General features: G+C 74.5%; 20 protein-coding genes, 3 tRNA genes and 1 pseudogene. 18 read left to right on the top strand and 6 right to left on the bottom strand.

Annotated features, from left to right (window positions below; translation table 11 throughout):
• Positions 1-80: 80 nt before the first annotated feature.
• Together ACZ2G1_RS09375 and ACZ2G1_RS09370 are read left to right on the top strand one after the other, a co-directional pair.
• Complete coding sequence (locus tag ACZ2G1_RS09375; RefSeq protein ID WP_470376610.1) at positions 81-965, top strand: SDR family NAD(P)-dependent oxidoreductase; 885 nt, start codon at positions 81-83, stop codon at positions 963-965.
• Between the two features lie 9 nt (positions 966-974).
• On the top strand, positions 975-1,340 hold the full coding sequence (locus tag ACZ2G1_RS09370) for a VOC family protein (RefSeq protein ID WP_109221799.1): 366 nt from the start codon (positions 975-977) through the stop codon (positions 1,338-1,340).
• 10 nt (positions 1,341-1,350) lie between these two features.
• On the opposite strand, the gene ACZ2G1_RS09365 is transcribed toward ACZ2G1_RS09370, so the two are convergent.
• A complete protein-coding gene (locus ACZ2G1_RS09365) occupies positions 1,351-1,740 on the bottom strand; it encodes a YchJ family protein (RefSeq protein ID WP_229587925.1) in 390 nt (129 codons plus the stop codon).
• Positions 1,737-3,206, bottom strand: coding sequence for an NCS2 family permease (locus ACZ2G1_RS09360; RefSeq protein WP_109221797.1), 1,470 nt, complete (start codon positions 3,204-3,206; stop codon positions 1,737-1,739). The genes ACZ2G1_RS09365 and ACZ2G1_RS09360 overlap by 4 nt, the downstream gene beginning before the upstream one ends.
• 280 nt (positions 3,207-3,486) lie before the next feature.
• Here ACZ2G1_RS09360 and ACZ2G1_RS09355 point away from each other — a divergent pair, with 280 nt between their 5' ends.
• The 8 genes from ACZ2G1_RS09355 (at position 3,487) to ACZ2G1_RS09320 (ending at position 12,706) form a co-directional block, all read left to right on the top strand.
• A complete protein-coding gene (locus ACZ2G1_RS09355; RefSeq protein WP_017833013.1) occupies positions 3,487-5,181 on the top strand; it encodes a nitrite/sulfite reductase in 1,695 nt (564 codons plus the stop codon).
• Positions 5,178-5,945 carry a phosphoadenylyl-sulfate reductase gene (locus tag ACZ2G1_RS09350; protein ID WP_017833014.1) on the top strand — a complete coding sequence of 256 codons (768 nt, stop codon included), beginning with the start codon at positions 5,178-5,180 and terminating at the stop codon, positions 5,943-5,945. The genes ACZ2G1_RS09355 and ACZ2G1_RS09350 overlap by 4 nt, the downstream gene beginning before the upstream one ends.
• A 26-nt stretch (positions 5,946-5,971) precedes the next feature.
• Positions 5,972-6,904: a sulfate adenylyltransferase subunit CysD gene (gene cysD, locus ACZ2G1_RS09345; protein ID WP_031282790.1), complete on the top strand. Its 933-nt coding sequence runs from the start codon at positions 5,972-5,974 to the stop codon at positions 6,902-6,904.
• A 2-nt stretch (positions 6,905-6,906) separates the two neighbouring features.
• Positions 6,907-8,298 carry a sulfate adenylyltransferase subunit 1 gene (locus ACZ2G1_RS09340; RefSeq protein ID WP_017833016.1) on the top strand — a complete coding sequence of 464 codons (1,392 nt, stop codon included), beginning with the start codon at positions 6,907-6,909 and terminating at the stop codon, positions 8,296-8,298.
• Position 8,299: 1 nt separating this feature from the next.
• A complete protein-coding gene (locus ACZ2G1_RS09335; RefSeq protein WP_017833017.1) occupies positions 8,300-9,436 on the top strand; it encodes an ABC transporter substrate-binding protein in 1,137 nt (378 codons plus the stop codon).
• Positions 9,433-10,206, top strand: a complete 774-nt coding sequence (locus ACZ2G1_RS09330; protein WP_470376609.1) for an ABC transporter ATP-binding protein — start codon at positions 9,433-9,435, stop codon at positions 10,204-10,206. The genes ACZ2G1_RS09335 and ACZ2G1_RS09330 overlap by 4 nt, the downstream gene beginning before the upstream one ends.
• Entirely contained in the window at positions 10,196-11,179 is a 984-nt protein-coding gene (locus ACZ2G1_RS09325) for an ABC transporter permease (RefSeq protein WP_095649850.1), read from the top strand. Before ACZ2G1_RS09330 ends, ACZ2G1_RS09325 begins: the two co-directional genes overlap by 11 nt.
• A 99-nt stretch (positions 11,180-11,278) precedes the next feature.
• Positions 11,279-12,706 (top strand): FAD-dependent oxidoreductase, encoded by a 1,428-nt coding sequence (locus tag ACZ2G1_RS09320; RefSeq protein WP_017833020.1) that lies wholly within the window; start codon positions 11,279-11,281, stop codon positions 12,704-12,706.
• A gap of 99 nt (positions 12,707-12,805) precedes the next feature.
• Here ACZ2G1_RS09320 and ACZ2G1_RS09315 read toward each other — a convergent pair whose 3' ends face one another.
• A complete protein-coding gene (locus ACZ2G1_RS09315) occupies positions 12,806-14,167 on the bottom strand; it encodes a D-arabinono-1,4-lactone oxidase (protein WP_017833021.1) in 1,362 nt (453 codons plus the stop codon).
• Between the two features lie 180 nt (positions 14,168-14,347).
• Between ACZ2G1_RS09315 and ACZ2G1_RS09310 the strand changes: the two genes are divergently transcribed.
• Positions 14,348-15,427 carry a universal stress protein gene (locus ACZ2G1_RS09310; RefSeq protein WP_017833022.1) on the top strand — a complete coding sequence of 360 codons (1,080 nt, stop codon included), beginning with the start codon at positions 14,348-14,350 and terminating at the stop codon, positions 15,425-15,427.
• 10 nt (positions 15,428-15,437) lie between these two features.
• Here ACZ2G1_RS09310 and ACZ2G1_RS09305 read toward each other — a convergent pair whose 3' ends face one another.
• On the bottom strand, positions 15,438-15,791 hold the full coding sequence (locus ACZ2G1_RS09305) for a metallopeptidase family protein (RefSeq protein ID WP_017833023.1): 354 nt from the start codon (positions 15,789-15,791) through the stop codon (positions 15,438-15,440).
• Positions 15,792-15,947: 156 nt separating this feature from the next.
• Between ACZ2G1_RS09305 and ACZ2G1_RS09300 the strand changes: the two genes are divergently transcribed.
• The 6 genes from ACZ2G1_RS09300 (at position 15,948) to ACZ2G1_RS09275 (ending at position 17,596) form a co-directional block, all read left to right on the top strand.
• Positions 15,948-16,020 (top strand) — tRNA-Glu (locus tag ACZ2G1_RS09300).
• Between the two features lie 79 nt (positions 16,021-16,099).
• Positions 16,100-16,173, top strand: a tRNA-Asp gene (locus ACZ2G1_RS09295).
• A 63-nt stretch (positions 16,174-16,236) separates the two neighbouring features.
• A tRNA-Phe gene (locus ACZ2G1_RS09290) sits at positions 16,237-16,309 on the top strand.
• A 106-nt stretch (positions 16,310-16,415) separates the two neighbouring features.
• Positions 16,416-16,877: a hypothetical protein gene (locus ACZ2G1_RS09285; protein WP_035925523.1), complete on the top strand. Its 462-nt coding sequence runs from the start codon at positions 16,416-16,418 to the stop codon at positions 16,875-16,877.
• Positions 16,878-16,943: 66 nt separating this feature from the next.
• Positions 16,944-17,102: a hypothetical protein gene (locus ACZ2G1_RS09280; protein WP_017833025.1), complete on the top strand. Its 159-nt coding sequence runs from the start codon at positions 16,944-16,946 to the stop codon at positions 17,100-17,102.
• Complete coding sequence (locus tag ACZ2G1_RS09275; RefSeq protein WP_470376608.1) at positions 17,099-17,596, top strand: hypothetical protein; 498 nt, start codon at positions 17,099-17,101, stop codon at positions 17,594-17,596. Before ACZ2G1_RS09280 ends, ACZ2G1_RS09275 begins: the two co-directional genes overlap by 4 nt.
• 143 nt (positions 17,597-17,739) lie before the next feature.
• Here ACZ2G1_RS09275 and ACZ2G1_RS09270 read toward each other — a convergent pair whose 3' ends face one another.
• The gene (locus ACZ2G1_RS09270; protein WP_035925530.1) at positions 17,740-19,446 is read right to left on the bottom strand and encodes a glycoside hydrolase family 13 protein; all 1,707 of its coding nucleotides are present in this window, start codon (positions 19,444-19,446) and stop codon (positions 17,740-17,742) included.
• A 70-nt stretch (positions 19,447-19,516) separates the two neighbouring features.
• Positions 19,517-20,521 carry a DMT family transporter gene (locus ACZ2G1_RS09265; protein ID WP_081994331.1) on the bottom strand — a complete coding sequence of 335 codons (1,005 nt, stop codon included), beginning with the start codon at positions 20,519-20,521 and terminating at the stop codon, positions 19,517-19,519.
• Positions 20,522-20,754: 233 nt separating this feature from the next.
• Here ACZ2G1_RS09265 and ACZ2G1_RS09260 point away from each other — a divergent pair.
• Positions 20,755-22,087: pseudogene (locus ACZ2G1_RS09260) on the top strand (carboxylesterase family protein); the annotation flags it as partial.
• Positions 22,088-22,132: the final 45 nt, after the last annotated feature.

Raw genomic sequence — 22,132 nt, 5'->3', positions numbered from 1 at the left:
TGACCGGTGCCCGCCCGCACACTGGACAGCAGGCCCCGATCCACGACCCCGATCCACGACCCCGATCCCAGGAGCAGCCCGTGTCCCCGTCCGCACCCTTCCGCTTCGCCGGCGCCACCGCCGTGCTCACCGGCGCCGCCTCCGGCATCGGCGAGCAGCTGGCCCACGGCCTCGCCGCCCGCGGCACCCACCTGGTGCTCCTCGACCGGGACGCCGCGGGACTCGAGGCCGTCGCCGGGGCGATCCGCGCGGGGCACCCGGACCTGCCGGTGCGCACGGTCGTGGCCGACCTCGCCGAGCTGTCCGCGCTGCCGGGCGTGGCCGAGCGGATCCGGGCCGAGCACCCGCGGATCGACCTGCTGGTCAACAACGCGGGGGTGGGCCTGGGCGGGACCTTCGAGCAGGTCTCCGCCGAGGAGTTCGACTGGCTCATGGACATCAACTTCCGGGCGCCGGTGGTGCTCACCCGCGAGCTGCTGCCCGCCCTGCTCGCCGCCCCCGGCAGCCACCTGGTCAACCTCTCCAGCCTGTTCGGCCTCGTCGCCCCGCCCGGGCAGGTGGCGTACTCCGCGAGCAAGTACGCCCTGCGCGGGTTCTCCGAGGGCCTGCGCCACGAGCTGGCGGGCCGGGTGGGGGTCACCGTGGTGCACCCGGGCGGGGTCCGGACCAGGATCGCCGAGACCGCCCGCACCCCGGCCGGGGTGTCGGAGGAGCGGGCGCGGAAGGACCGGGAGGACTTCGCGGCGCTGCTGAGCTATCCGGCGGAGCGTGCGGCCGCCGACATCCTGGGGGCGGTGGAGCGGCGCCGGAACCGGCTGCTCGTGGCGCCCAGCGCCGTGCTGCCGGACCTCGTGGCGCGAGCCCTCCCGGGCTCCTACTGGCCGGTCCTGCGGCACGCGCCCCGGGTCCTGAAGCATGCGCCCCGGGTCCTGCGGCGGCTTCCCGGGCGGCGGCGCCGGGCCTAGGCTGAGCGCATGACCAGCACCCTGTCCGCCGTCGTCGTCGACTGCCGCGATCCCGAGACCCTCGCCCGCTTCTGGTGCGCCGCCCTGGGCTACGTCGTCCACGCGGAGGCCGAGGGGTTCGTGGGCATCGTGCCCGCGGAGGGCAGCGGCCCGCACCTCGACTTCGTGGTCGTCCCCGAGCCCCGGACCGTCAAGAACCGGCTGCACCTCGACCTGCGCGCCGTGGACACCGACCGGGACTCCGAGGTCGCCCGCCTGGAGTCCCTCGGCGCCCGCCGCGTGGACGTGGGCCAGGGGCCCGAGGTGACCTGGGTGGTGCTGGCCGACCCGGAGGGCAACGAGTTCTGCGTGCTCTCCGACCTCGAGGAGGACTGAGCCGGCGGGCTCAGGCGAGCACGCCGTCCACGTAGTACCACCGGCCGTCCTCGCGCCGGAACCGGGAGTTCTCCCGCTGGGCCCCCCGGGCCCCGTCCGGGCCGCGCCGGTGCGCGGTGAAGTCCACCCACCCCTCGTCGTCGAAGGGGCCGCCGCCCGTCACCCCGTGGACGTCGAGCCGGGTCCAGCGCAGCGCGGGGTCCAGGTCCACGGACGCCGGGCGCGTGCCCGGGTGCCACGTGGCCAGCAGATAGGCATCGTCCCCGGCGGCGAAGGCGCTGAACCGCGAGCGCATCAGCAGCTCGGCCGTGGGCGCCGGGCGGCCGCCGTGGAAGCGCCCGCAGCACGCGCCGTAGGTCTCCCCGGTGCCGCAGGGGCAGCGGGCGTCGTCGTCGATCACGCCATCCAGCCCTCGACCACGCCCTTGCCGAAGAACACCACGAAGGCCGCCGCCACCACGTACATGAGCGGGTGGACCTCCTTGCCGCGGCCCTGCACGAGCCGGATGAAGACGTAGGAGACGAAGCCCGCGCCGATGCCGTCCGCGATCGAGTAGGTGAACGGCATGACGGCGAACGTCAGGAAGGACGGCACGGACAGGCCCCAGTCGTCCCACTCGATGCGCACGACCTGCTTGGCCATGAGGAAGCCCACCACGACCATGGCCGGGGCCACGGCCTCGAACGGCACCACGTTGACCAGCGGGGTGATGAACATGGCGAGCAGGAACAGCACGCCGGTGACCACGTTGGCCAGGCCGGTGCGGGCGCCGTCGGCGATGCCGGTGGAGGACTCCACGAAGATCTGGTTGGAGGACACGGAGCCCGCGCCGCCGGCGATCGCGCCGGCGGCGTCCACCAGCAGGATCTTGTCCACGTTCTGGATCTGCCCGTTGCGGCCCACGAGCCCGGCCTGCTGGGAGAGCCCGACCATCGTGCCCATCGCGTCGAAGAAGATGGAGAGCAGGATCGTGAAGATCAGCAGCGCCGCGGCGAGCGCCCCGAGGCTCCGGAACGCCTCGAGCGGGGCGGCCGAGCCCACGAGGGAGAGGTCCGGCAGCGCCACGAAGGAGGTGGGGGCCGCGGGCACGACGAGCGACCACCCGGTGGGGGCGTCCACGGAGGAGCCGGACGGGACGACCGCCTCGAGCACGTGGGCGAGGATCGTGGTGGCGACCACGGCGATCAGGATCGCGCCGCGGACGTTGCGGACGATGAGGGCCACGGTCAGGAGCAGGCCGACCACGAACGTGAGCATGGGCCAGCCCAGCAGCGTCCCGCCGTCGCCGAGCTGCACGGGCACGGTGGTGCCGGCGGCGTCCGGGATGCGGCGCACGAAGCCGGCGTTCACGAAGCCGATCAGGGCGATGAACAGGCCGATGCCCACCACGATGGCGGTCTTCAGGGACGCCGGCACGGCGTTGAACACGGCGGTGCGGAAGCCGGTGAGCACCAGGACGAACATGATCAGGCCCGCCCACACGACCAGCCCCATCACCTGGGGCCACGTGAGCTGCGGGGTGGTCACGATCGTCACGGCGAGGAACGCGTTGACGCCCAGGCCCGTGGCGATCGCGAAGGGGGCGCGGGCCACGACGCCCATGAGGATGGTCAGCACCCCGGCGACGAGCGCCGTCACGGCCGCGACCCGCTCACCGCCCAGGACGTTGCCGGCGCCGTCCGGGCCGTAGCCGAGGATCAGCGGGTTGAGGACCACGATGTAGCTCATCGCGATGAACGTCGCCACGCCGCCGCGGACCTCGCTCGCCACCGAGGAGCCGCGCTCGCTGATCTTGAAGAAGCGGTCCAGGCCGTTGCGCGGCGGACCGGAGGGGGTCTCGGTGGAGACGGAAGCGGAGGATGCCATGGCGGTCCTTCAGGCACTCGACGGGAGGGAGCACGACTCCACAGGGGACGCTCCCGGGCTGACGGCGGCACCGGCGTGCCACCGGGACGACACTACCTCCCCGCGTCCGGGCGCGCCGGGGCCCGTCCCCGCCGGGACGGGACGCCGCCGGGACGACGCGGGCCCGGTGTCCTTGCACACACCGGGCCCCGTGTCCACCCCTGTGTCCCGTCACGACGGTTCGTGGCGGTTTGTGACGACCGGCGTGACTGTCCGGCGGGACGCGCGAACAATCGAGCGCATGACACAGACGACGCGCGCGCCCCGCGCTGCCCGGAAGCCGAAGGCCGAGGGGCAGTGGAAGGTCGACGGCCGGGACCCCCTGAACCCCAACGAGGTCTTCAAGCAGGCCGACGACGGGCTCAACGTGCGCACCCGGATCGAGGAGGTCTACTCGAAGCACGGCTTCGCCTCGATCGACCCCCAGGACCTGCACGGGCGCTTCCGCTGGTGGGGCCTCTACACCCAGCGCCGGCCGGGCATCGACGGCGGGCGGACGGGCTCGCTGTCCGACGCCGAGATCGAGGACGAGTACTTCATGATGCGCGTCCGGCTCGACGGCGGGGCCCTGACCCGCGAGCAGCTGCGGGTGCTCGGGCAGATCTCCGCGGACTTCGCGCGGGACTCGGCCGACATCACGGACCGGCAGAACATCCAGTACCACTGGATCCGGGTGGAGGACGTCCCCGAGATCTGGCGCCGGCTCGAGGACGCGGGACTGGACACCGTCGAGGCCTGCGGGGACGTGCCACGCGTGATCCTGGGCTCCCCGCTCGCCGGGATCGCCGAGGACGAGATCATCGACCCCACCCCGGTGATCGAGCGGATCAAGTCCACCTGGATCGGCTCCCCGGAGTTCTCCAACCTGCCGCGCAAGTACAAGACCGCGATCACCGGCCACCCGTCCCTGGACGTGGTGCACGAGATCAACGACTGCGCCCTCGTGGGCGTGGTCCACCCCGAGCTCGGCCCCGGCTACGACCTGTGGGTCGGCGGCGCCCTGTCCGTGGTGCCGTTCCTCGGCAAGCGCCTCGGCGCGTTCGTGACCGAGGAGCAGGCCCCCGAGGTGTGGAAGGGCGTCACGAGCATCTTCCGCGACTACGGCTACCGGCGGCTGCGCAACCGCGCCCGGCTGAAGTTCCTGGTCCAGGACTGGGGCCCGGAGAAGTTCCGGCAGGTGCTCCAGGACGAGTACCTCGGCTACGCGCTCGCGGACGGCCCCGCGCCGGAGAAGGCGGCCGTCCCCGGCGACCACATCGGCGTGCACCGGCAGAAGGACGGCCGGTTCTACATCGGCGTGGCCCCGCGCGTGGGCCGCGTCTCCGGGGCGAAGCTGCTGGCCCTCGCCGACGTGATGGCGAAGTACGGCTCCGACCGGCTGCGCACCACCCCGCACCAGAAGCTCGTGCTGCTCGACATCGAGGAGGCCGACGTCGAGAACGCCGTCGCCGACCTCGACGCCCTGGACCTGCAGGCGCGGCCCTCCGCGTTCCGCCGCTCGACCGTGGCGTGCACCGGCATCGAGTACTGCAAGCTCGCGATCGTCGAGACCAAGCAGACCGCCTCGGACACCATCGACGAGCTCGAGCGGCGGCTCGACGGCGTGGAGCTGCCCCACCCCATCTCGATGCACGTCAACGGCTGCCCCAACTCGTGCGCCCGCATCCAGACCGCGGACATCGGGCTCAAGGGCCAGCTTCTGCCCACCGAGGACGGCGGGCAGAAGCCCGGCTACCAGGTCCACCTGGGCGGCGGGCTCGCCGCGGACGACCGTGCGGAGGCCGGCCTGGGCCGGACCGTGCGCGGGCTGAAGGTGTTCCAGGACGACCTCGCCGACTACGTGGAGCGGCTGGTCCGGCGCTTCCTGGCCCAGCGCACCGAGGACGAGAGCTTTGCCGAGTGGACCCACCGGGTCGAGGAGAGTGAACTGGCATGACCGGCACGGACACGGGCACCCGCCCCGCGCTGCGGGACGAGCAGCAGCTGCGCGACCTCGCGGCGGCCGGCGCCGCGGCCCTGCACGCGGAGCTCGACGCCGAGGGCCGGGTCCCGGCCGAGGGGGAGGCCTCCACGGAGGAGGCCATCCGCTGGGTCGCGGAGAACTTCGACCTGCGCAGCGTCACCGTGGCCTGCTCGATGGCCGACGCCGTGCTCCCGGCCCTCGTCGCCGAGCAGCTGCCCGGCGTGGACGTGCTGTTCCTCGAGACCGGCTACCACTTCCCGGAGACCATCGGCACCCGGGACGCCGTGGCGCACATGCTCGACATCACCGTGGTCGACGCCCTTCCGGAGCTGACCGTGGCCGAGCAGGACGAGAAGCACGGCAAGGACCTCTTCGCCCGCGACCCCGGCCTGTGCTGCGCGATCCGCAAGGTGGCTCCGCTCAAGAAGTCCCTGGAGGGCTACGAGGTGTGGTTCACCGGCGTGCGCCGGGACGAGTCCTGGACCCGCACCAACGCCCCGATGGTGACCTTCGACGAGACCCACAAGCTCGTCAAGGTCAACCCCATGGTGCGCTGGAGCCTCGACGACCTCGTCGAGTGGTCGCAGGACCACGGCGTGCCGACGAACCCGCTGATGGCGGAGGGCTACCTCTCCATCGGCTGCGCCCCCTGCACGCGGCCCACCGCCCCGGGCGAGGACCCGCGCGCGGGCCGCTGGGCCGGCCAGGACAAGATCGAGTGCGGTATCCACCTGTGAGCGCACCCACCACGACGGAGGCGAACGTGACCACCCCCACCACCGCCCCGGCCCCCGCGGAGGCCGGCGTGCACAGCAGCCTCGACGCGCTCGAGGCCGAGTCCATCCACATCCTGCGCGAGGTCGTGGCGGAGTTCGACCGCCCGGCCATGCTGTTCTCCGGCGGCAAGGACTCGGTGGTCATGCTGCACCTGGCCGCCAAGGCCTTCTGGCCCGGCCGGATCCCCTTCCCCGTGCTGCACGTGGACACGGGCCACAACTTCCCGGAGGTGCTGGAGTTCCGGGACCGCACCGTGGAGCGGCTCGGCCTGCGGCTGGTCGTGGCGAGCGTGCAGGACTACCTCGACGACGGCCGGCTGCTCGAGCGCGCCGACGGCACCCGCAACCCGCTGCAGACCCTCCCGCTGCTGGACGCCATCGCGGAGCACCGGTTCGACGCCGTGTTCGGCGGCGGCCGCCGCGACGAGGACAAGGCCCGCGCGAAGGAGCGGATCCTGTCCCTGCGCGACGAGTTCGGCCAGTGGGACCCGCGCAACCAGCGCCCCGAGCTGTGGAACCTCTACAACGGCCGGCACACCCCCGGCCAGCACGTGCGGGCGTTCCCGATCAGCAACTGGACCGAGCTGGACATCTGGCGCTACATCGAGCGCGAGAACATCGAGCTGCCGCCCATCTACTACGCCCACGAGCGGGACGTCTTCCGCCGGGACGGGATGTGGATGGCCGTGGGCGAGTTCTCGGCGCCGGCCGGGGCCGAGGCCGTGGAGCGGCAGACCGTGCGCTACCGCACCGTGGGGGACATGTCCTGCACCGGCGCCGTGCTCTCCGGGGCGCGCACCGTGGCCGACGTGGTGGCCGAGGTCGCCGTGTCCACGCTCACCGAGCGCGGGGCCACCCGCGCGGACGACAGGATCTCCGAGGCCGCCATGGAGGACCGCAAGAAGGACGGGTACTTCTAGACATGACTTCCCCCAGCACCGTGACCGGGCACGCCCCCGCGGCCGAGCACGTCCCCACGATCGATCCCGGCTCGCTGTTCCGCTTCGCGACCGCCGGCTCCGTCGACGACGGCAAGTCCACCCTGGTGGGCCGGCTGCTGCACGACGCCAAGGCGATCCTCGCCGACCAGCTCGAGGCCGTGGGCCGGACCTCCGCCGAGCGCGGCTTCGGCGGCGGCACGGGCCGGCTCGACCTCGCCCTGCTCACCGACGGCCTGCGCGCCGAGCGGGAGCAGGGGATCACGATCGACGTGGCCTACCGCTACTTCGCCACGGACCGCCGCTCCTTCATCCTCGCGGACTGCCCCGGCCACGTGCAGTACACGAAGAACACCGTCACGGGCGCCTCGACGGCCGACGCCGTCGTGCTCCTCGTGGACGCCCGGCACGGCGTGGTCGAGCAGACCCGGCGGCACCTGGCCGTCGTGTCCCTGCTGCGCGTGCCGCACGTGGTGGTCGCCGTGAACAAGATCGACCTCGTCGACTACGATCAGGAGGTCTTCGACCGGGTCGCGGCGGACGCCACGGGCATCGCCGCCCGGCTGGGTGTCGAGGACGTGCACGTGGTGCCCGTCTCCGCCCTCGAGGGCGACAACGTGGTGGAGCCCTCCGCACGGACCCCCTGGTACTCCGGGCGGCCGCTGCTGCGGGTGCTCGAGGAGCTGCCCACGGTGGACGAGTCCGGCCGCGGCACCGCCCGCCCCTTCCGCTTCCCCGTCCAGTACGTCATCCGCCCCCAGGGCGGCACGGCCCCGGGCGCGGACGCCGAGCGGCTGCGGGACTACCGCGGCTACGCGGGCCAGATCGCCTCGGGCACCGTGGCGGTCGGGGACGAGGTCGTGGTCCTGCCCGCGGGCCGGCGCACCACGGTCACCGGCATCGACGTGGCGGGCACCGCACCCGCCCCCGGAGCGCCCCTGCCCGGCGAGCAGCTCACGGAGGCCGCGGCGCCGCTGTCCGTGACGCTGCGGCTGGCCGACGACATCGACATCGCCCGCGGCGACCTCGTCGCGAGCGCCGACGACGAGCTGCCGGAGCCCGTCCGGGACCTCGTGGCCTCCGTGGCCTGGCTCGGCGAGCGGCCCCTGCAGCCCCGCGCCCGCGTGCTCGTCAAGCACGGCGCCGCCACGGTCCAGGCCATGGTCGTCGAGCTCGAGGGGCGGCTGGACCTCGAGGAGCTGGTGCTGCGGGACGCCACCACTCTCGAGCTCAACGACATCGGGCGGGTCCGGCTGCGGCTGGCCTCCCCGCTGCCCGTCGACCCCTACGACCGGCTGCGGCGCACCGGCGCCTTCCTGGTCGTGGACCCGGCCACGGGCAACACGCTCGCCGCCGGGCTCGTGCGGGACGCCTGAGGTGGGCGGGCAGCAGCCGCCCGCCCTCGTCACGGTGACCGCCGGTGACGGAGGGCGCGCCGCCTCGGGCCGCCGCCGCCGGGGATGGCCGCTGGTGCTGACCGCGCTGGCGCTACTGGCCGCCCTGACGGTCGCCGCCACCGCGCTGCGCGACAACGGGACGCTCGCGGCCTGGGAGGCGGACGCGGTCGAGACCTCGGACGCCGCCGAGCTGCGGCTGGGCTACTTCGGCAACCTCACGCACGGCCCCGCCCTCGTCGGACTGGAGAACGACTACTTCGCCCAGGAGCTGGGGGACACCGCGCTGTCCGCGCAGGTCTTCAACAGCGGCCCCACAGCGGTGGAGGCCATGAACGCCGGGTCGATCGACGCCGCGTTCGTGGGCCCCAACCCGGCGATCAACTCCTTCGTCCGCTCCCAGGGCCGCTCGCTGGCCGTGGTCGCGGGCGCCGCCTCCGGCGGCGCGCAGTTCGTGGTGCGCCCCGCCGTCACGGGCCCGGAGGACCTGGCCGGGCGCACCGTGGCGAGTCCCGAGTTCGGCGGCACCCAGGACGTGGCCCTGCGCACCTGGCTCGCCGAGCAGGAGTACGACGCCGACGGCGAGGGGGACCGCGCCGTGGCGATCACGCCCATGGCCAACGGCCAGACCATCTCGATGCTCCGGCAGGGCCGCGTGGACGGCGCCTGGCTGCCCCAGCCCTGGGCCACCCGTGCCGTCCAGGACGGCGCCCGGGTCCTCGTGGACGAGCGGGACCTCTGGGCGGACGGGCGCTATCCCACGACCGTCCTGGTGGTGCGCAAGGACTACCTCGAGCGCCACCCGGAGACCGTCGAGGAGCTCGTGCGCGGTCTGCAGCGGTCCGTGGACTGGCTGCACGAGCACGAGGCGGAGCCCGAGCTGCTGGCCTCCACCCTGAACGAGGGCCTGGAGAGCGCGCAGACCGAGACGCTGCCCGAGGCGACGGTCGCGGGTGCGCTCGAGGCCGTCGAGTGGACCACCGACCCCCTCGCGGACACCTACCCGCAGCTGCTCGCCGACGGCGTGGCGGCGGGGACCACGGAGGAGGCCCCGCTCGAGGGGCTCGTGGACACCACGGTCCTGGACCGGGTCCGCGCCGGCTCGGAGGGGGGCGCATGAGCACCACCACCGCGATCCGGCTCCGCGGCCTCGGCAAGAGCTTCGCCCCCGAGGACGGCCCCGTCCTGCAGGACGTGGACCTCGACGTGGAGCGCGGGCAGTTCGTCGCGCTGCTCGGCGCCTCCGGCTGCGGGAAGTCCACCCTGCTGAACATCGTCGCGGGCCTCGAGGAGCCGACGGAGGGCTCCGTGACGGTCCCCGCGGAGGGCGCGGCCCTGATGTTCCAGGACGCCGCGCTGTTCCCCTGGCTCACGGCGCGGCGCAACGTCGAGCTGGCTCTCGAGCTGCGCGGGGTCCCCACCGCCCGGCGGCGGGACCAGGCCGGGGAGCTGCTCGAGCTGGTCCGGCTGCCGCACGCGGCGGACAAGCGCCCGCACGAGCTCTCCGGGGGGATGCGCCAGCGGGTGGCCCTGGCCCGGGCCCTGGCCCAGGACCGGGAGGTCCTGCTCATGGACGAGCCGTTCTCCGCGCTCGACGCCATCACCCGGGACCTGCTGCACGAGGAGCTGCTGCGCGTCTGGCGCGCCACCGGCCGGACGATCGTGTTCATCACGCACAACGTCGCCGAGGCCGTGCGGCTGGGCCAGCGGGTGCTGCTGATGTCCTCCCGCCCCGGTCAGGTGGTCCAGGAGTGGGACACCCGCCCGTGGAAGGACCCCGAGTCCTACGGCTTCGAGGGCAGCGCGCAGTCGCTCGACGACACCCTCGGCGAGCTGACCCGCACCATCACCGCACGTCTGCGCGAGGAGATCAGCCGCCATGCGAAATGACACCGCCCTGCCCGGCGTCCCGGCCGCGCCGCCGGTGGCGCCCGCGCCCCCGGCACCCCGCCGCGGCGCGGAACGGGCCGTCCCCGGGCCCGCCCCGGACCGGTCCGGCGACCCGGCCGGGACCGGTGAGGAGCTCGCCGGGCTCGACGCGCTGCAGACCGAGCGCACCCGGAAGACCTCGGTGGGCGAAGTGCTGCGCACCAAGGTCGCCCCGCCCCTGGTCGCCCTGGTGGCCGGCCTGCTGCTGTGGCAGCTGCTCGTCGCGCTCCTGGGCACCCGCCCCGACGTCGTGCCCGGCCCGCTGGACGTCGCGCGGCAGTTCGGCGCGCTGGTCGGCGACGGCACCGTGCTGGGCGCCCTGGGAACGAGCCTGTGGCGGGGGATCAGCGGCTTCCTGGTGGCGGCGGCGGTCGCCACGCCGCTGGGGCTGCTCATCGCCCAGTGGCGTGGGCTGCGCAACGCCGTGGGCCCGATCATCTCCGGGCTGCAGGTGCTGCCCTCGATCGCCTGGGTGCCCGCCGCGATCATCTGGTTCGGCCTGTCCGACGCCACGGTGTACTTCGTGGTGCTCATGGGCGCCATCCCCTCCATCATCAACGGCATGCTCGCGGGCGTGGACCAGATCCCGCCGCAGCTGCGCCGCGCCGGGCACGTGCTCGGCGCCCGGGGGTGGACCATGGCCAGCAAGGTCGTGCTCCCCGCCGCCCTGCCCGGGTACCTCGCCGGGCTCAAGCAGGGGTGGGCCTTCTCCTGGCGCTCGCTCATGGGCGCCGAGCTCATCGCGATCGGCGGCTCCATCGGGTTCGGCCTCGGCTCCCTGCTGGAGCAGGGGCGGACGGTCTCCAACATGGCGGTGGTGATGGTCGCCGTGCTGTCGATCCTCGTCGTGGGCATCCTCGTGGAGCTGCTCTTTTTCAACCCCGTGGAACGGCGCCTGCTGCGCGGGCGAGGGCTGCTCGGCCACCGCTCGTGAGTCTCCGCACCCAGGAGATTCTGCGCCGGATTCACTACCCTTGTACCCGGTCTACGATGCGCGCGGCGGACGCCGTGCGCGCAATCGAAAGGAAGCCACGTGGCTGACACCACCACCCGCCCCCTGCGCGTCGCCATCATCGGCGCCGGTCCGGCCGGCATCTACGCCGCGGACATGCTCACCAAGTCCGAGCCCGTGAAGAACGGGGAGCTCGAGGTCAGCATCGACCTGTTCGACCGCTACCCGACCCCGTTCGGCCTCATCCGCTACGGCGTGGCCCCCGACCACCCCCGGATCAAGGGCATCATCACCGCGCTGCGCGCCATCCTGGGGCGCGGCGACATCCGCTTCTTCGGCAACGTGGAGTTCGGCCGGGACCTGACCCTCGCCGACTTCGGCGCCCACTACGACGCCGTGATCTTCGCCACCGGAGCCGTCTACGACGCCCCGCTGAACATCCCCGGCAACGACCTCCGGGGCGTGCACGGGGCCGCCGAGTTCGTGGCCTGGTACGACGGCCACCCGGACTTCCCGCGCACCTGGCCGCTCGAGGCCCGCGAGATCGCGGTCATCGGCAATGGCAACGTGGCCCTCGACGTCGCCCGCGTGCTGTCCAAGCACGCCGACGACATGCTCCTCACCGAGATCCCCGGCAACGTCTACCAGGGGCTCAAGGCGTCCCCGGTCACGGACGTGCACATCTTCGGCCGCCGCGGCCCCGCCCAGGTGAAGTTCACCCCCCTCGAGCTGCGCGAGCTCGCCAAGTCGCGGGACGTCGACATCGTCGTCTACGACGAGGACTTCCAGTACGACGAGGGCTCCGAGCTGGCGATCGCCGAGAACAACCAGGTCAAGGTCATGGTCAAGACCCTCGAGAAGTGGCGGGCCGACGACTCCCCGAAGACCGCCTCCCGCCGGCTGCACCTGCACTTCCTGCAGAGCCCCCGCGAGGTGCTGGGGGAGGACGGCCGGGTCACGGGGCTGCGCATGGAGCGGACGCGCCTCAACGGCGACGGCTCCGTGTCCGGGACCGGCGAGTACGTCGACTACCCGGTGCAGGCCGTCTACCACGCGGTCGGCTACCTCGGCTCCCGCCTGCCCGAGCTGCCGTTCGACGACGGCCGCGGCGTGATCCCCAACGCCGAGGGCCGCGTGCTGGCCGAGGACGGGACCGTGCTGCACGGTCTCTACGCGACCGGGTGGATCAAGCGCGGCCCGGTCGGGCTGATCGGCGCCACCAAGTCCGACGCCCTCGAGACGGTCACCCACCTCCTGGAGGACCGCGCCGTGCTGCCGGGCGCCACCCGCCCGGACCCCGCGTCCGTCAACGACGTGCTCGAGGCCCGCGGCGTCGAGTACACCACCTGGGAGGGATGGCTGGCCCTCGACGAGTACGAGCAGGGCCTCGGCCAGTCCTCGCACGACGCCGAGGGCAACCCGCGCGAGCGCGTCAAGGTGGTCGAGCGCGAGGAGATGGTCAGCGTCTCCCGCGAGGGCGTGGCGGAGCCGGTCTCCTCGCCCGTCTGAGCCGCAGCACCGCACCGCGCCGCCGTGCCGCGAGGGGCCGCGTCCTGCCGGACGCGGCCCCTCGCGTTGCCGGACCCCTCGCGTTGCCGGACCCCGGGCCTACAGGCCCAGCAGCCCGCGGACGTGGTCGTTGAGGAACACCCCGTCCGGGTCCACGGACGCCCGGGCGTCGAGGAAGTCCTGGAACCGCGGGTACACGGAGCGCAGGTACTCGGCGTCCTGCGTGTGCACGGTGCCCCAGTGGGGGCGGCCGCCGTGGGCCACGAAGATCTCCTCGGCCGCGGCGAACACCTTCGGGTCGTACCGGCGCCAGTACTGCCGCAGCGCGATCCAGCCGGTCTCCCGGCCGTGGGCGGGGGCGAGCCAGGCGTCCTCGGCCGCGGCGCAGCGCACGTCCACCGGGAGCGAGAACGAGTAGTCGCGCCGCTCGATGAGCGTCTGCAGCTCCCGGAAGGCCACGACGAGCTCCTCGACCGGCAGGGCGTACTCGGAGGAGACGAACCGGGTCCGGCGCGGCACGGTGAACACCCGGAAGGACAGGTCGCTGTACTGCCGCGGGCTGTTCGTGAGGGCGTCGAGCCGGTTGAGCCCCGGCGTGGAGCGCGGCAGGGCCGTGGCCAGCTGGTTGAGCCCCGCGGTGAGGGTGTTGCGCAGCAGGGCGTCGTCGAGCCGGCGCACGGTGCGGGCCACGGGGGAGCCGGGCCGGGTGTAGGAGTCCGGGAGCTTGTGCAGGCGCGTGAGGATCCGGGTCTGGGCGGTGGCGGTGCCCGGCGTCCAGAAGAACTCGAAGTGGTCGGCCCCGGCCATCCGGCTGCCCAGGGTGTCCACGAGCTGGCCGAGGGGCTCCTTGAGCTCCGCCGCGTGCAGCCGGAACGTCGGCTCGCACACCAGGGTGACGCTCGCGAGGACCCCCATGGCGCCCAGGCCCACGCGCGCGGCCTGGAACAGCTCGGGGCGCTGCTCGGCGGAGCACTCCACCAGCTCGCCGTCGGCCGTGACCAGGCTCAGGGCCACCACCTGCTGGGAGAGGGAGCCGAAGGCCAGGCCGGTCCCGTGGGTGCCGGTCGAGACGGCGCCGGCGACCGTCTGCCAGTCGCTGTCCGGCAGGTTGGTCACGGCCAGCCCGTGGGCGTCCAGCTCCTGGTTCAGGTCACGGATCGTGGTGCCCGCGAGGACCGTGACCCGCTGGTTCTCCCGGTCGACGGCCGGCAGCCCGGACAGCCCGGAGAGGTCGACCATGACGTCGGGGGCCAGGGGCAGCGCCGAGAAGCTGCACCCGGAGCCCACCGCGCGCACGCCCAGTCCGCGGCGCACGGCGGCGGCGACGCCCTCCGCGAGCTCCGGGACCGAGGTGGGGCGCAGCACGTGCCGGGGGGTGACGGAGTGCGTCCTGCCCCACGTGGCCCACTCTCTCGTCCCGGTCTCGCCGGGCAGGGCGTCGGGCAGCGAGACCTCGCTCATCGGCGGGACCGTCCTTCCTCGCAGGCAGGTGCACAGTGCGCCCTCATCATGTCATCCCGAGGGCGCTCCGGCGCCCTCGACGACCCCGTCCTGCGGCCCCGCCGCGCGTACCATCGGAGGCGAAGCCCGCGGCGGGATCCGGAGCACCGCGGACCGAGGACGCGCACAGGAGGCAGCACCATGACCGACCACCCGTCCCCGGACCGGGAGCGCGAGGAGCCCCACGAGACCACGCTGGGCGAGGAGGCGGTGCGCGACCGCGTCCCCTCGGGCGGCGGGCAGAGCCGGTCCCTCGACGCCACGGGAGAGATCGTCGTGGGCATCGACGGCTCCGAGCAGAGCCTCGGGGCGCTGCGGTGGGCGGCCCGGGAGGCCCGCCGCCGCGGTCGTCCGGTGCGGCTGGTCACCGCGTACAGCCTGCCCGTGTTCTCCGGCTCTGGGTTCGACACCGGCTACGCCACCGTGGACGAGGCCGCCCTCACCCAGGGCGTCGAGGAGCTGCTGAACCACGCGGCGGACCAGGTCCGTGACGTGGGGGTCGAGCTGCGGGCGACCGTCGAGACCGGGGACCCCTCCGGGGCCCTGCTCGAGCTGAGCCGCACGGCGGAGCTGCTGGTCCTCGGCTCCCGCGGCCGGGGCGGTCTGCTGGGCCGGCTGCTCGGCACGGTCTCCACGGCGGTGCCGGCGCACTCGAAGTGCCCCACGGGCGTGGTCCCCCTGCCGTGGGCGCAGCAGCACCTGGGCGCGGAGGAGCTCACGAGCACCCGGGCCCTCGTGGACCGCGTGGTCGTCGGGTCGGACGGCTCCACCCAGGCCCGGGCGGCCATGCTCTACGCCGCGGAGGAGGCGCGCCTGCTCGGCGTGCCCCTGACGGTGCTGTGCGCGCTCCCGCCCGTGAGCGGGGCGCTCGCGTGGATGCCCACGGCGGTGGACTTCGAGGTGATGTACGACGACGTCGCGCGGGCGCTCAACGGCGGCGTCGCCTGGCTCGAGAGCTGGTTCCCCGACCTGCAGATCGGCTCGGAGCTCGCGGACGGCGCGCCGGTGCAGGTGCTGGTCGAGCAGACCCGGCGCAACGGGCTCGTGGTGATGGGCACGCGCGGCCGGGGCGGCTTCGCGGGGATGCTCCTGGGCTCCACCTCGCAGGGCGTGCTGCACAACGCCGCGGGACCCGTGCTGATCGTCCCGGACCGCTACGACGAGCGGATCGAGACCCGCAAGGACTTCGACTCCGACGACATCCGCCCCTGGGACGCCTGAGCGGGCCGGCTCAGCCCCACCCCAGTTCGTGCAGGCGCTCGTCGTCGATGCCGAAGTGGTGGGCGACCTCGTGGATGACGGTCACCGTGATCTCCTCCACGAGCTCCTCGCGCTCCGCGCACATGCGCTGCAGCGGACCCCGGTAGACGAAGATCCGGTCCGGCAGGGAGCCGGCGCCCCACCCGCCGTCCCGGGCGGTCAGGGGCACGCCCTCGTAGAGGCCGAGCAGCCCGGGGGAGTGCTCCGGCGGCTCCTCCTCGACCAGGATCACCACGTTGTCCATCGCCCGGAACAGGGCGTCCGGGATCAGGTCGATGGCGTCGTCGACGGCGCCGTCGAACTCCTCGCGGGTCATCTCGATCACGCTCTCCTTCCTACCCCACGAGCCCGGGCGCCGGCTGGGTCCCCGGGGGCAGTGCGGGAATTGTGCGGGATCCGCGCGAGCCTCTAAGCTGTACTCGGTTTCTCCCGTGTCACGGTCCTCGGTCGCCGAGGTCGTGGTCGTCGACGCGGGTGTCCGGCCCCCATCGTCTAGTGGCCTAGGACACCGCCCTTTCACGGCGGCGACACGGGTTCGAATCCCGTTGGGGGTACGCGATCGGAGGGTCCGCCCACCGATTTGCACAACCGGCGAGGAATGCTGGTAAGATCAGTCCTCGTTGGAAACAGCAAGGCCCTGTAGCGCAGCTGGTTAGCGTGCCGCCCTGTCACGGCGGAGGTCGCGGGTTCAAGTCCCGTCAGGGTCGCTCAGACGGCGTTCATCGAGTCGATGCGGCGCCGTCGCGGCATATCCGCTGCGGATGTGCCGGGGCTCTGTAGCTCAGTTGGTAGAGCGTACGACTGAAAATCGTAAGGTCACCGGATCGACGCCGGTCGGAGCCACCGCGGAAACCGCCGGTCCCCTCGAGGGGCCGGCGGTTTCTTCGTGCCGGGGGCCCTGCCGCCCGCTGCCAGCGGACACGGAGGTTCGCTCCCTACCCTGGGAGCCGTGACCCGGTATCCCCGTCGCCCGAGCCCCCGCGGGGCAGCAGCGGCCGCGCTGACCGCCCTGAGCCTGCTGGCGCTCACTGGCTGCGGCGCCGGCCCGCAGTCCTCCGGGCTCGTCCTCGAGCCGACCGCGGGCTCGCCCGCCCCGGTGCCGGCCGGGCCCACCGCGGAACCGGAGGCCTGCTTCGACGTGGCGAGCGCCTACACGGCGCTGACCCTCGTGCCGCTGTCCGGCGACGAGCCGGACCCCCACTTCCGCCCCCAGGGGGCGGCTGCCTCCGTGCGGGTCCTCACCTCCCGGCTGCCCGCCGAGCTGCGCCCCGCGTTCGAGGACGCCGTGGCCGCCCTGGACGCCGCGGGCTCGTCCGTGCAGCCCGCCGAGCTGGCCGATCTGCAGCGGACGCTCGCGCCGGTCGGCGACTGGCTCCGCCGGGCGTGCGCGGAGCCCACCCCCTCGAACTGATCAGCAGCCTGTCTAGACTGGGGGGCAGGTCGCCCGGCCCGGGTGGCCCCGACGGGAGGAGCCGACATGACCGAGCACCGACGCGAGCAGGAACCGGGGCACGGGCCGGTCGACGACCAGCGCGAGGACGGCGTGGTCGTCGAGCCCGGCGCCGAGCTCGACCGCGACCTGGAGCAGCAGGGACTGGGCGCCGAGCGGCCCGGCGACGAGCAGGGGCGGCCGTGACCGGCCCCGCGCGGACGAGCGCGCTCGGACGGGCCGCGGCGACCGGCGCCGCGGCGGGGATCGCGGGGGCCGCTCTGATGGTGCTGGGGGAGAAGGCGGAGCAGGCGCTCACCCACCGGCCGGACTCCTACGTCCCCGCGCGCGCCCTGCTCACCCTGCTGGGGCGCCACCCCGGGGACCGCGAGCAGCCCACGGGCTGGAACTCCGCCATGCACTACGGCACGGGCGCCGCCCTCGGCGCCCTGCGCGGCGTGTGGGCCGTGACCGGCATCCGGGGTCCGCGCGCGAACGCCTGGCACACGGTGGTGCGGCTGGCCTTCGACCAGACCGTGGAGAACGCGACGGGGGTCGGGGCCCCGCCGTCGTCCTGGCCGGCCGGCGAGCAGGCCGTGGACGTCCTGCACAAGGCGGTGTACTCCGTGGTCACCGGCGTGCTCGCGGACCGGCTGGTGGCGCCGGCGCTCGTGTCGGGCCGGGGGCGCACCAGCCACTGACCGGCGCGCCGACCGGGCGTCCGCGACGAGCGGTCGTCCGCGGCGTGCCGGCGTGCGGCGCCGCACGCCGTGCGCCAGGACCGCCGGGTTCCCCGAGGCCGGGGGGCCCCCGAGGCCGGGGCCCCGAGGGCCGGCAGGACGGCTCAGGGGGCCAGGCGCCACCACACGGCCCGCTCGGGCCGCAGGACGCCGTCCTGCACGGCGTCCCGGCTGCTGAGCACGAGCGGCTCTCCGGCGGGCAGGGGGACGGGGGCGCCGCCCAGGTTCGCCGCCACGAGGACCCGCTCCCCTGCGCCGGTGGTGTTCACGAAGGACAGCAGGCCCGTCGCGGCGTCGTGGCTCGCGTGCCACGCGAAGGAGCCGCGGCCGAGACCGAGCTCCCGGCGCACCCGCAGCGCCGTGCGGTACACCGTGTGCGTGGAGTCGGGGACCCCCACCTGCCGGTCCGCCGCGAGCTGCGCGAACTCCTCGGGCTGCGGCAGCCACGGGTCGGCCCCGAAGCCGTGGCCGGGCTCTCCCGCGGCCCAGGGCAGCGGGACCCGGCAGCCGTCGCGGCCGATCTCCTCGCCCCCGGTCCGGGCGAACGCCGGGTCCTGGCGCAGCTCGGCGGGCAGGCGGGTGTGGTCGGGCAGGCCCAGCTCGTCCCCCTGGTACAGGTAGGCGGAGCCGGGCAGGGCCAGCTCCACCAGCGCGGCGGCGCGGCCGCGGGCGAGGCCCTGCTCGTGGTCGGGCTGCTCGCTGTCCGCGTCGATCCCCTTGGGGTAGGCGATGGGGTCCGTGAGCCCGAAGCGGGAGACGTGCCGGACGGTGTCGTGGTTGGACAGCACCCACGTGGTGGGCGCGCCGACGTTCGCCGACTCCGCCAGGGAGTCCTCGATGGCCCGGGACATCCGGGCCCAGTCCCACCCGGCCACCAGGAAGTCGAAGTTGAACGCCTGGTGCATCTCGTCGGAGCGGACGTACATCGCCAGCCGGTGCGCCGGCTCGACCCACGCCTCGGCCACCAGCATCCGGTCGCCGTCGTACTCGGCGAGCACCCGGTGCCAGTCGCGGTAGACCTCGTGCACGCCGTCCTGGTCGAAGTAGGGGCTGCCGGTGCTCAGCGGGGTGTCCGGGGCGTCGTGCTCCCGCGCGTCGTGCTCGCCCTCGACCATGTGCACCTGGTGGTCCCAGTCCGGCAGCCCCTCGGCCTTCACGAGGCCGTGGGCCACGTCCACGCGGAAGCCGTCCGCGCCCCGGTCCAGCCAGAAGCGCAGGACGGAGCGGAACTCCTCCCACACCTCCGGGTTCTCCCAGTTGAGGTCCGGCTGGGTGCTGTCGAACAGGTGCAGGTACCACTGCCCGTCCGGCAGCCGGGTCCAGGCCTCGCCGCCGAACACGGAGCGCCAGTTGTTCGGCGGCAGCTCCCCGTGCTCGCCCCGGCCGTCCCGGAACATGTACCGGTCCCGCTCCGGGCTGCCGGGCCCGGCGGCCACGGCGGCCCGGAACCACTCGTGCTCGCTCGAGGTGTGGTTGGGCACCAGGTCCACGATCAGCCGCATCCCGAGCTCCGCCATCCGGGCGCGCATCCGGTCGAAGTCCTCCAGGGTGCCGAAGCGGGGGTCGACGTCCCGGTAGTCGGAGACGTCGTAGCCGGCGTCGTGCTGCGGCGAGACGTAGAACGGGGACAGCCACAGGGCGTCCACGCCGAGGTCCGCGAGGTAGTCCAGCCGGTCGACGATCCCGGGCAGGTCGCCCAGACCGTCACCGTCGGAGTCGTTGAAGGACCGGGGATAGATCTGGTAGATCACCGCGGAGCGCCACCACTCGCCCTCCTCGGTGGCGGGGGACTGGCTGACCTGCTGCGTCATGGGGGTGCTCCTCGGGTGCTTCGTCGGGGGTGTCCGGTGCGGGCGGCTCCGGTGCGGGGGCGTCCCCAACCTAGTCAGTCCCCGGGCGCGGTGTCACGGCGGCCGGCGCTGGGGCGGCCGGTGTCCGGCCGGGACCGCCCGGCCGGTGCACGACCACGTTGGTGGGGGCGAGGGCCAGGACGACGAGCGCGGCGGCGAGGACCGCCAGCCCGGTCCAGCCGGCGCCCGTCAGCCGTTCGCCGACGACGACGACGGCCAGGACCGCCGCGACGGCCGGTTCGGTCAGGGTGAGGGTCGTCGCCGTGCTCGGGCGCACCCGGGCGAGTCCCACGCCGAACAGGAAGTACCCGAGGAACATCGGCACCAGCGCCATGTACGCGGCCACGGCGAACGCCTGCCCCGAGGCCAGCAGGGGCGCCCCCGTGAGGGCGAGGACCGGGAGCAGGAGCGCCCCGCCGGCGCCGAAGACGGCGCCCATCGAGGCCGCGCGCCCCACCCCGTGGCCCATCAGCCGGTGCACCACCCACGAGTAGAGCGCGTACGTCGCCCCGGCCACCAGTCCGAGCCCGATGCCGGCGGCGGTGTCCGCGGCCGAGGCCCCGGACCCGCCAGCCCTCGACAGGCACAGCAGGCCGCTGCCGAGGACGCCCAGGAGCGCGGCGGTCATCCACCACCGGCTCAGGGGGCGGCGCTCGAGGACGCGCTCCAGGACGCCCGAGGCCAGCGGCGCGGAGGCCAGGGAGACGACCGTGCCGATCGCGACGCCGCCCAGGTGCATCGAGCTGTAGAACGCCAGCGGATAGACGGCCACGGCCGCGGCCCCGGCCGCCACCAGCCCGGCGTGCGAGCGCAGCGCCCGCCGCGAGCGGCGCAGGGCGGGCAGGGCGATCGCCGCCTGCAGCAGCCCGCCCACGCCCAGGGCGGCGGCCCCGATCGCCAGCGGACCCGCGCCGGGGGCGAAGGTCGCCGCGGTCCCGGTCGTGCCCCACAGGACCGCGGTGAGCAGGATGGCCGCGACGCCGAGGCCGGCGTGGCGCCCCGTGCGCCCCACGGCGCGGCTCACGGTGCCGCTCACGGTGCCGCGCACGGTGCGACCGGCACGTCGGTGGTCGTCGTGCGGGCGTGCGCGCGGACGCGGAGCGGCGCCGGGCGCTGCGGGTGTGCGGTCATGGGCGGGCTCCTGTCGGTCGACGGTCCAATCTACCCAGGGCGGGCGACGGGCGCCCCGGGCGCGGTGCGCCGGGCGCAGCCGCGTTCGCGGAAGCCGGCCCGCCCCCGTCCCGGGCGGGCCGCGTGGTAGAAGAGGGCATGACCACTCCGACGCGCGCGTTCGCGCCTCCCTGCGGGCCGGTGCGCGGCCGGGTCGACGGCGACGTCGTCCGGGCGACCGGGATCCCGTACGCCACGGCGGACCGGTTCGCCGCGCCCGTCCCGGTCGCGGACCGGGAGGAACCGTTCGACGCCACCCGCCCGGCCCCGGCCTGCCCCCCAGGCGCACTCACCCTTCCTCACCGGGGTCCTCGGCGACACCCTCGCCGGGCTCCCGCGGGACGAGCACTGCCAGCGGCTGTCGGTGACCCTGCCCCTCGAGCGGGGGCCGGCGGAACGGCTGCCGGTGATGGTCTGGATCCACGGCGGCTCCTACACCACCGGGGCCGGGGACGCCCCGATCATGGATCCCCGCCCCCTGGTCGCCGAGCAGCGGGTCGTGGTCGTGAGCGTCACCTACCGGCTGGGACTGTTCGGCTACCTCGGCGCGGGCCGGGGCCGCCCCGCCAACCTCGGTCTGCTCGACCAGCTAGAGGCCCTGCGCTGGGTGCGGCGCAACATCGCGGCCTTCGGCGGCGACCCGGACCGGGTGACCGTGTTCGGCCAGTCCGCCGGGGGCGACGCCGTGGCCCATCTCATGACCGTCCCGGGCGCGGAGCTGCTGTTCCGGCGGGCCATCCTGCAGAGCCCTCCGCTGGGCATCGCCCGCGGCCGGGCGGCGATGACCGCGGCGATGGCGGGCGCGGCCGGTGCCGTCACCGCGGGGACGCCGGCCGCGGAGGTGGTGGCGCTGCAGGCCGAGGTCGAGGCCGGTGCGTCCTCCTTCGGGCTCCGGGGCCGGATGCCGTTCGGCACCCAGTACGGCCACCACCCCCTGCCCGCCGAGGAGGGCGTCGAGGCGGCCTGGGACCGCGTGGCCCCGCACATCGACGTGCTCATCGGCCACACCGCCGAGGAGGCCCGGCTCTACCTGCCCACGCTGCCCCTCCTCCACCGGGTCACCCGCGTCCCGCTGCTCGGCCCCGTGCTCCGCCGCGCCGTCGTGGGGCAGGTGACCGCGGCCGTCCACGGCCGGGCCGTCCGCCGGTTCGCCGCCCGGCACGCCCGGGCCGGAGGCCGCGCCCACACCTACCTGCTCACCTGGAGCGCGCCGGGCAGCCCGTACGGATCCGCCCACACGGTCGACCTCCCGCTCCTGTTCGGCGACGAGGCCGCATGGGCCGGCACCGGGCTGCTCGCCGGGGCCCCGTGGGAGGACGTCCAGGGCCACGGCCGGCGCCTCCGGCGGCTGTGGGCCGGCTTCGCCCGCGGGGAGCCGCTGGCGGACGCCGGGGCGGTCCCCGGCGTCCTGCGCTACCGCGCGGCCACGGGTGCACGACCCCTCGAGCGCGTCCTCGGCTGTGTCCTCGGCGCGGTG

The organism is Kocuria sp. KKT182, assembly GCF_055635395.1.
The sequence above is the reverse complement of the archived record's forward strand: the minus strand, read 5'-3'. Positions and strand labels throughout refer to the sequence as shown.